We start from the raw sequence: 12624 nt of genomic DNA on the forward strand, positions 1-12624 counted from the left end.
CAACGCTATGTATTAGCTTTTAAAAACTAATGATATTAAACAAATTATTGTGCAAAATTAGGTAATTTTGACGACTTAAAATGAACCTCATGGGAATTATAAAAGTTGAAAATATTCGTGTATTCGCTTACCATGGTTGCTTAAAGGAAGAAACCAAAATTGGAAGTGATTATCGTGTGGACTTACAGGTTAAAGCCAATTTACAGGAATCTGCAAAAACGGATAAATTAACAGACACGGTGGACTATGTTTTTTTAAACAGGATTATAAAAGAGGAAATGGAAAAGCCATCCCATTTGCTTGAAACGGTAGCAAAACGTATTTTAAATAGAATTTTTGCAGAAGATAAATTAGTTGAAAAAGCCACCGTTTGGGTAAGCAAACTAAATCCGCCAATTGGTGGGGATGTGGCAAGAGTAACTATAAAAATGAGTGATAAAAGAAAAACCAAAGACAAGTAGTGTAAAAAGTTTATTTTTTTTACATTTGCAAACGATTAAGGCGTCGTGGCCGAGTGGCTAGGCAGAGGTCTGCAAAACCTTCTACAGCGGTTCGAATCCGCTCGACGCCTCTAAAAACCTTCAAGGAAACTTGGAGGTTTTTTTATTTTAAATTTTTAGAAAAAATTATATTAAAGTAGCGCAAAACCTTCTAATGAATATATTTGAATCCGCTCGACGCCTCTAAGAGCCTTCAAGCACTACCTTTGAAGTTATTTTAGATTATTAATTTTTTGAGAATGACTCCCGGAATTTCGGGACAATGGAAACTCCTAGGCATAGCCTTGAGGAATTCATTTCGATTGAACTTAAGGGTTTTTGAATGTTTGTAAACTGTTGAATTACGCTGTAAATTGCGTTAGGGATAGCAGTGGAAAGCCCACAGCGACGCAGGTAGCGAGGACTTGCAGCGAATAGCCCGACCACATGCCCTGAGCGCAGTCGAAGGGTTGTGGTAACGCCCAAAAAATAATACCGTACTAATACAAGATTTTTACTTATTCTGAAAGCCTATCTTTTATAGGGTTGATTTGTTCCAATCGTTCTTTTATCATTTCCTTTTCATTTGGAAAAAAACCTTGAACCAATAGCAAAATACCAAACCCGAGAATAACCAATGCTATTATTTTTTTAGATTTAAAAATGAGCCTGGGCGTTAGCCTGTTTCTCAGTTTTTTTGCAATAGCTATTTTAACCAAATCCACTAAAAAATAAACGATTAATATAGTTGATAAAAAAGTGATAACCCCAGTTTTGGTTTCGGTTAATGAGTTTGCCAATACAATAAAAGCGATCCAGCCCAACAACACGCCAATATTGATAAAGTTGAGTAAAAACCCTTTAAGGAATAATTTACCGTAACCTTTTTTTATTTGAATTTTATGGTATTCCCTTACTATTTCCCGAAAAGACTTTGAGGTTTTTACAAATGAAATGATACCATAAGTAACCAGTAAAACACCACCAAAAATTAAAAACCCAGGGTCGTCTTTTACTTTTTCCAACAGCCTATTTGTACTGTAAAACGCAACGAGAATAAATAAAACATCGGCAAACATAACGCCGCAATCAAAAATCAATGCACTTTTAAAACCTTTTGTTGCACTAGTTTCCAAAAGCACAAAAAATACAGGACCTATGGTAAAGGCAAGTATAATACCAAATGGAACTGCTGTTAAAATATCATCAAACATAATTGAGAGAAGCTTTACACAAAGTAAAGAAATATTTTATGATTATTTAATAGCTTTGCTCACTATTTAAAAGAAAACCCACTGTAAACAGTGGGTTTAAAATTTATAATGTATTGTATTTTAATTCATTCGCTTTACACGACCACCAAATACTCGACTTTCATTTACATATTCCGGATCGCCATAAATAAAGACGTCGCCTCCAGCCCGTATTTTAATCTCTGCTAATTTGGATGCATTTATATAAGCTTTACCTGCTGCTCTAATGGCAACTTCGGTGTTTTTCGTTTTTAAGGATTCGCCTTTATAAACACCACCGGTTAATAGCGATATTTTTTGATTTTCCGATTTTCCATCCGTGGTAATTACGCCGCCTGTAACCGATTTAATATTAGCATAATTTACATTTAATTTAACGTCTATTTTGCCACCTTCTTGGGCTTTTAAATTTATCTCGAATTGTTTTATTTTATCATTGGAGTGCACCAGTGCGCCTTCGTTAACATCTATAACGTCAACATTGGTGTAGTATAATTTTACCGTTGTGTTATTGCCATCAAAAATTTCTTCTAAATTCATTTTAATCTTTAGCTTTCCGTTTTTGTTATTAACCAAAACGCTACTTCTGTTTTTTCCTGAAATAACCACTTTGTTTTCATTAGCCTTAATGAGCTCTACTTCAATTAAATCGTAGACTTTAAGTTCTGAAAATTCACCAATTGATTTTTCTATGGGTTTTTGGGCCATTGAAAGTGTTGAAATACAAATAGCGAGAATTGTTACTATACGTTTCATAAACATTTTTATTAATTGTTTTTTTATTAAACGTAAAATTATCAATAATTATTCCGTTGTTACTTTATTTATGAAAATTTTATAATGAACTCATCTTGACTTTTTAGGAAATAGAAAAAGATGAGTAGAAAATTAAACAGCCTTAACAGCGGTTCCTGTAATGGAAACAAATATTAAGCCCGATGTTGGTGAAGTTTCAACATCTACCCTAATGCCCACTACAGCATTGGCTTTTAGTTTAATGGCGTTATCTCTAAGTTTTTGAAAGGCGTCTTCTTTAACATCATTGATTTTTACTTCGTAAGATTGGTAATATTTTTCCATTTTAAATGAAAACGTTGCTTTTGGCATATTTACACTAATTCCTGTTACAATACCTAAATAATCTTGAATGCTATGCCCTTCAATGGTGTTTGTTGTTGTTAGTATCATGGGTTGTATTTTATATTAGTATAATTCATTGTGCTTTTTAAAAAAGCTTATATCCGAACTTAAACTATAGCTAAATTAAATTAATTTTCATGTTTTCCGATAAGATTAAAATCGAGGTGTTTTTTGACCAAATCGGTGTTTTTAACTTTTACAACAACTTCATCTCCCAGCTGATACATGGTTTTGGTATTTCTGCCAACCATGGCGTATTGGTCTTGATCGAAGGCGTAATGATCGTCTTTCATATCGCGAACACTTACCATGCCTTCGCATTTATTTGAAATAATTTCTACGTAAATTCCCCAATCGGTTACCCCTGAAATTACGCCTACAAATGCTTCATCTTTATGGTCTTCCATAAACTTAATTTGCATGTATTTTATAGAATCGCGTTCAGCTTTAGTGGCCAAATTTTCCATGTTGCTGGAATGGTTGCATTTATCTTCGTAAATAGCTTCGTTAGCCGATTTTCCGCCATCTAAATAGTGTTGTAACAAGCGATGCGACATCACATCGGGATACCTTCGAATGGGCGATGTAAAATGACTGTAATAATCGAAAGCCAATCCGTAATGCCCAATATTATTCGTGGTATATTCGGCTTTGCTCATGCTTCGAATGGTAAGCGTATCAACTAAATTTTGTTCTTTTTTCCCATTGACTTCCTTTAATAAATTATTAAGTGATGCCGATGTTGTTTTACGGTCTTTAAAATTAAGTTTATACCCAAATTTAGAAACAATACTTTGTAAATTAGATAATTTGCTATCGTCCGGTTTGTCGTGCACACGATATACAAAAGTCTTTTTTGGTGATTGTTTACCTATAAACTCAGCTACTTTTTTATTGGCCAATAACATGAATTCTTCAATCATTTTATTAGCATCTTTACTGGTTTTAAAGAACACCCCTATTGGATTTGCTTCTTCGTCCAAATCAAATTTTACTTCTACTTTATCAAACGAAATGGCTCCAGAACTCATACGTTTACGACGCATTTTTTTAGCTAATTCGTCCATTTTTAATATAGCATCTGCAATGGCTTGATCTGTTTTATAAGTTTTTCCTGTTAATGAAACTTCTGCGGGAATCGTGTTGGTTTTAGATTCAATTACAGCCTGTGCTTCTTCGTAAGCAAAACGGGCATCGCTATAGGTTACTGTTCTGCCAAACCATTGGTTTTTAACATCGCAGGCATCATTCATTTGAAACACTGCAGAAAAGGTATACTTTTCTTCGTGCGGACGTAACGAACAGGCATTATTCGATAATACTTCTGGTAACATAGGTACCACTCTATCGACTAAATAAACCGAGGTGGCGCGCTCGTAAGCTTCATCATCTAAAATAGTACCTTCTTGCACATAATGTGATACATCGGCGATATGAATACCTATTTCGTACAAACCGTTTTCCAACATTTTAAATGATAGGGCATCATCAAAATCTTTAGCGTCTTTAGGGTCGATAGTAAAGGTTAAATCCTGACGCATATCGCGTCGTTTTGCTATTTCTTCTTGAGTAATTGACGTGTCTATTTTATTAGCAAAATCTTCAACTTCCTGGGGAAAATCGTGTGGTAATCCATATTCTGCAAGTATGGCATGTATCTCGGTATTATGATCTCCCGGTTTGCCCAAAACCTGAATGACCTTTCCGTAAGGAGAATCGGCTTTTTCCGGCCAATCTTCAAGTTTTACCAATACTTTATCGCCATTTTCAGCTTTATTGATTTTATCAATAGGCACAAAAATGTCTTTGTACATTTTATTGCTATCCGCCACTACAAAGGCAAAGTTCTTTTTCTCTTGAATTTGAATAACGCCAACATATTCGCTTTTTTCGCGTTTGATGATATTTGTTATTTCGCCTTCTAGATTTCCGCGCTTACGTCGTTTATAAACATAAAATTCTACTTCATCGCCGTTTAGGGCTTTATTGATATTGTTTGATGCAATAAACACATCATCATCAAAATCTTCGGAAATTATATAACCATTTCCTTTTGCGGCCAAATCTAATTTACCTATGTGATATTCGGTATTTACAATGGCTTTATACTTACCGCGCTCAACCTCTTCAATTTCCTGTTTTCCTTGTAAATCGCGTAATTTTTTTATAATTTGATTTCTGCTGCTCGCATCGTTTACACCAAGTTTTGCAGCAATTTGTTTGTAGTTGAATGATTGGTTTCTATCTTTTTTTAAAATACTTAGAATGGTATTTGTTAAGTTGGAAATGCCTTTATTTTTGGATTTCCCTTTTTTCTTTCTTGTCATTTAATTTTTTGTAATCATTTTAATTTCCAATCCCGAAGTGTCGGGAGAAAATTTTGTTATTAAATAGCTTTGTTTTTAGGAGAAGATCGCTATTTGTTTTGTGCAAAGTTAGGGTTTTAATATTAAATAGCATTTTTTTAATGTTAAGCTTAGGTAAATTCAACTTATCCACATTATATATTATATAATAATTTTTCTTTTAAAATTTAAAAAAATAAATGATGGTTATTATAGTGTGTTAATAGCGGTATAACTTTTTTACGTTTTATTTTGATGGTATTACAATAGCATTCTATTAATAGTTTATTAACATACTATTTGTCCTTAAAACTTTAATATTTAGCTGATTTAAATTTTATATGCACAGTTGTTAACAACCAAAATTAACAGTGTTTTACTCATAACTTTTTAAAATTTCATGTTTATAGGTACCATTTTTTAATCTCATAACATTGCTAAAAAAAGTGACTTAAATTTTTGGTGGATTGACATGGGTTTTTGCTTGTAAAATTAATTGGATATACCATGTTTTTCTTTTAAAAAATAATGAACACTTATTAACAAGTAATGAATATAGTAATTGACAATGTTAATTATTATTACCTTTGTGTTATTACAAACTAATATATAAAAAATGACAATTGCTATAGGAAACGATCACGCGGGGACCGATTATAAATTCGCTATAAAAAAACATTTAGAAACCAAAGGTTATACTGTTATTAATTTTGGGACCGATGCTAGCGATAGCGTAGATTATCCAGATTTTGTACATCCGGTTGCCGAAGCTGTTGAAACTAACAAATCCACATTCGGAATACTAATTTGCGGTAGCGCCAACGGTGTTGCGATGACAGCTAACAAACACCAAAAAATTCGCGCTGGTTTATGTTGGAATAAAGAAATAGCAACGTTAACCAGACAGCATAATAACGCTAATGTTTTGTGTATTCCTGCACGATTTACTGCTATACATCAAGCTGTTGAGATGGTTGATACGTTTTTAAATACCGAGTTTGAAGGTGGTAGACATCAAAATAGGGTAGATAAAATTCCATTATCGTGTTAAATGGGTCATCACCATTCTCATAATCACACACATGCACATCCCGACTTAAAAGGACGCAATCTTTTTATATCCATTTTATTAAATATAGCTATAACAATAGCTCAGGTTGTTGGCGGTTTAATGTCTGGCAGTTTGGCACTTTTAAGCGATGCGCTGCATAATTTTAGCGATGTTATTTCGCTTATTATTAGTTATGTAGCCGATAAACTATCAAAACGAAAAGCTTCATTTAAAAAAACATTTGGGTATAAAAGGGCCGAAATATTAGCGGCTTTTATAAATGCAGCCACCTTAATTATTGTTGCTGTTTTGTTGATTATTGAAGCGGTTGAACGTTTTCAAAACCCACAGGAAATCGAATCTAATTTAGTGATTTGGTTGTCTTTAATCGCTATTTTAGGAAACGGTTTTAGTGTTCTTTTATTGAAAAAAGATGCTGAATCCAATATGAACATGAAAAGCGCCTACCTCCATTTATTAACCGATATGATGGCGAGTGTTGCGGTTTTTATCGGTGGGTTGCTTATGAAATACTACCAATTATTTTGGGTAGATAGTGTGCTTACTTTTGCTATTGCGGTTTATTTAATTTGGATGGGTTTTGATTTGCTAAAGGATTCCACTAAAGTACTCATGTTATTTACACCAGATTCAACGCCTATCCATAAAATAGTAGATGAAATCAATACCTTTGAGAACATTAAAAATGTACATCATGTACACATTTGGCAACTGAACGAAGATGAAATTCATTTGGAAGCACACATCGATTTTAAAGAAGATATAACCCTATCTCAATTTGATATTATTTTACATAAAATTGAAGATTTTTTGTTGGATAAATACGGTATCAACCACGTAAATATCCAACCGGAATTTGGAAAAGATGATGCGAAAGATGTTATCGTTCAAGATTAAATTAAAACGTCATTCCAAGAAGTTTACGACGTGGTAATCTGTTTAAAATAGTTTAAAATAAGATGAGTTAAAAATATTTTTACGCCTTAAAAAAACTCACAATAACGAATTTCATGTTAGAAATAAAAGTTAAAAAATTCCAAGAATTATCAATCGACGAGTTGTACTATTTATTACAATTACGTAGCGAAGTTTTTGTAGTGGAGCAAGATTGTGTGTATCAAGATTTAGATGGAAAAGACGAAAAAGCACTGCATGTTTTAGGTATTAAAAATGATAAAATAATAGCTTACACGCGTATTTTTAAACCAGGTTATTATTTTGATGAAGCCAGTATTGGTCGTGTAGTGGTTGCAAAAAACGAACGCCAATATAAATATGGATATGCTATAATGAAAGCTTCAATTGAGGCCGTGAAAAATCATTTTAATGAAACAAAAATTAAAATTTCGGCTCAAACATATTTGAATAAATTTTATAATAATTTAGGTTTTAAGGCTATTGGTGATGAATATCTTGAAGATAATATACCTCATATTGTTATGGTGTTCCAATAAATAAACCTTTTTTACAATTGTGTTTTAAAAATAAAGCGAAGATTTTTTTAAATGTATTCAGATTTTTAAAATGTACATTACTAGCAATTTTATACGGTCGGTTTTTCAATTAGTTAGTAGTATAAAACATCAGCAACACGTCTAATATATAAGTCTACTCTTCCTTCTTCTTCTAAGTTATATTTTCCAGCTAAACCTCTATATCTAACTCTTTTAGCATCTACACCATACTTTACTAAATAATCACGAATGTATTTTGCTCTTACAATACTTAAGTTTGCAATTCCTGTTTCTTTATTTTTAGCATCAATTCCTCCACTGGTACAACAAACATGACCATTTATTGTAAAGTAAATATCTGTACGTTGAACTAAAAATTCAGCTAATTCTTTTAAAACGTCTTTAGATTCTGGCGTTAAATAACGATATCCTGTTTTAAACTTTAGGTTTTTTAAGCTAACTAAATCTCCTTCTGATAAGTCTTCACCGTAAAAAGAACCAGCTATTAATTTGGAGTTATTTGTTGTAGCTGCTTCTTTTTTATTATCAGTATTTGTCTTTTGTAGATTGTCTTCTTTTACATGATCTGATGCAAAAACATTATTTAATGTAAAAATTAAAACGAATAATAAAGTAATTTTTTTCATGTTCAATAGATTTGTTATTTATTGGGTACCCCAAACCTATAGCAACAAAGATTTTAGCACGAAATTTTTAGACTATTCTCAAATTTATTTGGTTAAAATACACGAACTTAGATGAAGCACACGCTAATACCGACAAAACAGAGTGTTAATCGGCTGTTTTTAAATACACTTCATAGATGACTATTAAAAGTAGAGAAACAAAAAGATAAAAAAATCATCTTTTTAAAGCAAAATAACCTCGTAAAACTTCTCTGTTGTTTAAGGTAATTTTGTACCAATAACTATCTGTTGGTAATAATTCACCATTATAAATCCCATCCCAACCTTGGGAATTAGGAAGCAAAAACTTTAGTAATTGCCCATACCTGTTATAAATTGAAATGTTATTTATACTGTTATTTATGTCTGTAACGACCCAATAATCGTGTTTACCATCGTTGTTTGGTGTAAAATATTTAGGAATAAAATAATCTTCGGTTGTAATGGTAACCGTAAAATTGGATTCGTTGCTATCGCAACTTGTTTCGTTGTAAATATAAATTGTTTGAGAACTGTTTAGAACATCTCCAGCCTGTAATAACGTACCGTTTCCGCCTGATTGGGTATAATAATTTCCGTCGTTAAGTACAGGTAAAGTATAGTTTGTACCAATAAAATTCTGTAACGTGTCAACCGGAACAAAATTTGAGCACTCGGATAATTCGTTAACAAAGTTTGAATACGGATAAGGTTTCCAATTTGGGTAACTTAGTGAGGCATCGTCCACTACCACACAGGTTAAATTAGGATTAAAATCAAAATGCATAATGGTTGCATTTTCGTTGGTGCCATTTTTAATGTTTAGCCAGCACAAATCATTATGACTGCAATCTAAATTTACCAATGAAGTGTTTTTAGACATATCTAATTGTGTAATTTGATTATGCACACAACTTAAATCGCTAAGCAGTGTATTTTGGGTAACATCCAAACTTGTTAATAGGTTATTAAAGCAGAGTAAAACACGCAAATTGGAATTTTGGGTGACGTCTAAATTAGTGAGCTGATTGATGCCACAATCTAAAAAAGCCAAATTGGTGTTTTTGGTAACATCTAAAGTGGTGAGCAGATTACCTCTTACAAGTAAAGAGTTTAGGGTTAAATTCTGGGTCACATCTATATTTAGTATTTGATTGTTTTCGCACACCAAAACATTTAGATTTAAGTTTTGTGTTACGTCTAAACTGGTTATCAAATTATCACCACAGGTTAATGAAATTAAATCTGAATTATTACTAACATCAATGGCTGTAAGCTGATTAAAATCGCACCACAGTATTTTTAAAAGCGAAAGTGCCGAAACATTTAAACTGGTTAAGGCGTTGTTGTTACAAAATAATTCGGTAAGGTTTAAATTGGAGCTAATTGATAAGCTGGAAAGATTATTATCCGAGCAATCAAGAATAGATAAGGCTGCAAAATCTTGAATCCCGGTTAGATCGGAAATGTTTAATGAGGCGACATCTAAATTGGTTACGGTATTAATGTTTGCAGTAGGTACAAAATTATCTAAAGGACCTATATCGTAGCCCAAATCGATTAAAGCTTGTTCAAAATTATCATCAGGCACAAAGGTGTTTTGAGAAATACAATAGGTACTTATTAAAAATAAGTATAAGGTAAAAAAGTTAATTTTATTAACCATACATTTTTAATTCTCATTACCCACATACGTAATTAAAATTTCAACACGTCTATCAAATTTTGGGTCGCCACCAAGTGGAAATTTTCGGCGCATACCCATATAGCGCATCCTTTTTTTACTAACGCCTTTTTTGGCAAAATAATTATATACATATTTCGCCCTAGCTTCAGATAAATTACGTTTTTTGGTTTTTCTGTTTACGGCATCTCGCGAAAATTGCGTACAGCAAACATGCCCTTGAATGGTAAAATAAATATCGTCGCGTTCAACCAAAGCATTGGCAATAGCGTTTAGTATTTTTTTAGAACCGGGGGTAACCGTAGCATACCCCGTTTTAAATAAAATATTTTCAAAAGTTATTTTATCGCCAACTTTAAGTTTGCTTTTTATTTGTTCCGGGACATCTTTCTTTTTGTCAGTTTCCGCAATGGGCTTTACTTCTTCAACAATTTTCGGCTTTGGCTTTACAATAATTTCTACTTTTCGGTTTAAACCCCTAATTTTCAAAAGGTTCTTTTCATTAACTATTTTGAGTAAAATTTTACCTTTTCCATCAACATTGGAAATTAATGATTCGCTTATTTCGTTATTGGAAAAAATAGATTTTATAGCATCGGCGCGTTGTTGCGATAGTATTAAGTTATAATCATCGGCCCCAACATCATCACAAAAACCATAAATGGAAATAGATTCAATATCGATATCGGTTAAATTAGAGATAAAGAGCAGCAATCTGTTTTCTTCGGTAGATGGTACAACGTGTTTATCGGTATCAAAATACACATCGTGCGTAAGTTTGCTTTGAGAAGAAGCGATATTACAGCAAAGTACAATTAGTATAAGTCTAATTAATTTATTCATTACTTGGGGGAATAGAATATAAGTATAAAGATACTGTTTTATCTTAAATAATTGGAATAGGCTAAAGGGCTATTAAGAATTTCGGTAGCTTTCTTTATTTTTGGGTCGTTAATTTTGTAATAGTCGTATAAACCCTCTCTGTAAACATAGCGTTTTACAATCTCCTTGGTTAAAAGCGTTAACAAATAGTCTTTATTCTCGTCAATAGCTTTGGTTTTTGAAGTGCTTAAATTTGAAATTAAGGTGTTGTAATCCGCTTTAATGGCATCACCTAAATCTTCTTTTTCAGCCGTTTCAAAGGCTTTTAAAAGGACTTTTTCGGTTTGGGTTTCAAAGGAAAAATTATTGGCCTTTAAATAGTTTTTAAAATCTGAAAAATCTGAAGCCGATAGTTTAAAATCATCAATATCGGTGATTTGATTGTTGTAATAATATTGTGTGGCAAAATCAAAGATCAGGTTTTCGTTTGCTATGGCATTAATAACCGCAGAGTTTTTTAAGGTGCCTAAGTTTTCATCAGGGAACACGCCGCCGCCATCAAAAACCTGTCGACCGTTTTTGGTTTTATAAGCATTGTAATTTTCTTGTTTTACCCTAACGGCCTCGCCTTTATCGTTTCTATTCCAATAATCCAAAGACTGGATACATCGGCCCGAAGGCGTATAATACCTGGAAATGGTTATTTTAACCTGCGTACCATAGGTTAGAATTTTTGGGCGCTGCACCAAACCTTTACCAAAACTTCTGGAGCCCACAATTACGGCGCGATCTAAATCTTGTAATGCGCCGGAAACAATTTCGCTTGCCGATGCACTACCGCCATCGATTACGACCACTAAAGGAATTTCGGTATCAATCGGATCTTTTTGTGTATAATAGGTTCGGTTATATTTTTTTACTTTAGATTTTGTGGTTACCACCAATTGCCCTTTTGGCACAAATAAATTAACAATTTTTATGGCCTCGTTTAGCAATCCACCCGGGTTGCCGCGTAAATCCAGAATTATGCGTTCGGCACCTTGAGCCTTTAAATCCCGAAGTGCGTAATTGGTTTGTGAGGCTGCCTTGTTATTAAATTGCGACAGCACTATATACCCGGTTTTTTCATTAATCATTGAAAAATGAGGTACCGCATTAATCTCTACTTCCGCTCTGTTTATGGTGGCTGTTTTGGTTTGGTTTTGTCGTTTATAAGTCACTTCAACCGAAGTTCCCGGGGCACCTTTTAGTAAATTGCCCGCATCATCTTTATAGCTTTCAACAGAGGTATTGCCCACTTTAATAATTTCGTCTCCGGCTTTTAAACCCGCTTTATCGGCTGGATAATCTTTATAAGGCTCAACAATAACGAGTTTGTCTTTAAGGGTTCGCACTTTGGCTCCAATTCCAATATAATCGCCGGTATTATTGATTCTGGCGGCTTCAACATCTTGTTCGTTTAAAAAGTTGGTATAGGGGTCTAAATCGGCCAACATGCTTTTTATGGCGGTATCCATTAAATCACCCGGATTGGTCTCGTCAACATAATTCATGTTGAGTTCTTTAAACAAAGTGGTGAATATTTCAATTTGTTTGGCGATTTCAAAAAAATCGTTTTTAAAAGCCGATCCCGTAAAAAGGATAGTTAATGCTAGAACTGGAATAATTACGTTCTTTTTTAGGAGATTTTTCATGTTGTGGGTCTTTTAT

At 33.1% G+C, this 12624-nt stretch carries 12 protein-coding genes and 1 tRNA gene; 5 read left to right on the plus strand and 8 right to left on the minus strand.

Annotated elements, in window-relative coordinates; translation table 11 throughout:
* Positions 1-89 precede the first annotated feature (89 nt).
* Together folB and RNZ47_RS02875 are read left to right on the plus strand one after the other, a co-directional pair.
* A complete protein-coding gene (folB, locus tag RNZ47_RS02870; RefSeq protein WP_311936088.1) occupies positions 90-461 on the plus strand; it encodes a dihydroneopterin aldolase in 372 nt (123 codons plus the stop codon).
* 39 nt (positions 462-500) lie between these two features.
* Positions 501-571: transfer RNA gene (locus tag RNZ47_RS02875), tRNA-Cys, on the plus strand.
* A 426-nt stretch (positions 572-997) separates the two neighbouring features.
* On the opposite strand, the gene RNZ47_RS02880 is transcribed toward RNZ47_RS02875, so the two are convergent.
* From RNZ47_RS02880 to rnr, 4 genes are all read right to left on the minus strand, one after another.
* A complete protein-coding gene (locus RNZ47_RS02880; RefSeq protein WP_311936091.1) occupies positions 998-1693 on the minus strand; it encodes a LysE family translocator in 696 nt (231 codons plus the stop codon).
* A 120-nt stretch (positions 1694-1813) separates the two neighbouring features.
* Entirely contained in the window at positions 1814-2488 is a 675-nt protein-coding gene (locus RNZ47_RS02885) for a head GIN domain-containing protein (protein ID WP_311936094.1), read from the minus strand.
* Between the two features lie 132 nt (positions 2489-2620).
* Positions 2621-2920 (minus strand): YbjQ family protein, encoded by a 300-nt coding sequence (locus RNZ47_RS02890; RefSeq protein ID WP_311936097.1) that lies wholly within the window; start codon positions 2918-2920, stop codon positions 2621-2623.
* Positions 2921-3000: 80 nt separating this feature from the next.
* On the minus strand, positions 3001-5199 hold the full coding sequence (gene rnr / locus RNZ47_RS02895) for a ribonuclease R (protein ID WP_311936101.1): 2199 nt from the start codon (positions 5197-5199) through the stop codon (positions 3001-3003).
* A gap of 634 nt (positions 5200-5833) precedes the next feature.
* On the opposite strand from rnr, the gene rpiB reads away from it, so the two are divergent.
* The 3 genes from rpiB to RNZ47_RS02910 all read left to right on the plus strand — a co-directional run bounded on the left by rpiB (position 5834) and on the right by RNZ47_RS02910 (position 7743).
* A complete protein-coding gene (rpiB, locus tag RNZ47_RS02900) occupies positions 5834-6268 on the plus strand; it encodes a ribose 5-phosphate isomerase B (RefSeq protein WP_311936104.1) in 435 nt (144 codons plus the stop codon).
* Positions 6269-7186: a cation diffusion facilitator family transporter gene (locus RNZ47_RS02905; RefSeq protein WP_311936109.1), complete on the plus strand. Its 918-nt coding sequence runs from the start codon at positions 6269-6271 to the stop codon at positions 7184-7186.
* A 113-nt stretch (positions 7187-7299) separates the two neighbouring features.
* Positions 7300-7743, plus strand: a complete 444-nt coding sequence (locus tag RNZ47_RS02910; RefSeq protein ID WP_311936111.1) for a GNAT family N-acetyltransferase — start codon at positions 7300-7302, stop codon at positions 7741-7743.
* Positions 7744-7856: 113 nt separating this feature from the next.
* On the opposite strand, the gene RNZ47_RS02915 is transcribed toward RNZ47_RS02910, so the two are convergent.
* The 4 genes from RNZ47_RS02915 to RNZ47_RS02930 all read right to left on the minus strand — a co-directional run bounded on the left by RNZ47_RS02915 (position 7857) and on the right by RNZ47_RS02930 (position 12608).
* A complete protein-coding gene (locus RNZ47_RS02915; RefSeq protein ID WP_311936114.1) occupies positions 7857-8390 on the minus strand; it encodes an OmpA family protein in 534 nt (177 codons plus the stop codon).
* 214 nt (positions 8391-8604) lie between these two features.
* Positions 8605-10074, minus strand: a complete 1470-nt coding sequence (locus RNZ47_RS02920; RefSeq protein WP_311936119.1) for a T9SS type B sorting domain-containing protein — start codon at positions 10072-10074, stop codon at positions 8605-8607.
* A gap of 6 nt (positions 10075-10080) precedes the next feature.
* Positions 10081-10935 (minus strand): OmpA family protein, encoded by an 855-nt coding sequence (locus RNZ47_RS02925; protein WP_311936122.1) that lies wholly within the window; start codon positions 10933-10935, stop codon positions 10081-10083.
* Between the two features lie 38 nt (positions 10936-10973).
* Positions 10974-12608, minus strand: a complete 1635-nt coding sequence (locus tag RNZ47_RS02930) for a S41 family peptidase (protein ID WP_311936124.1) — start codon at positions 12606-12608, stop codon at positions 10974-10976.
* Positions 12609-12624: the final 16 nt, after the last annotated feature.

The organism is Hwangdonia seohaensis (assembly GCF_031932625.1).
Classification (GTDB): Bacteria; Bacteroidota; Bacteroidia; order Flavobacteriales; family Flavobacteriaceae; genus Hwangdonia; species Hwangdonia seohaensis.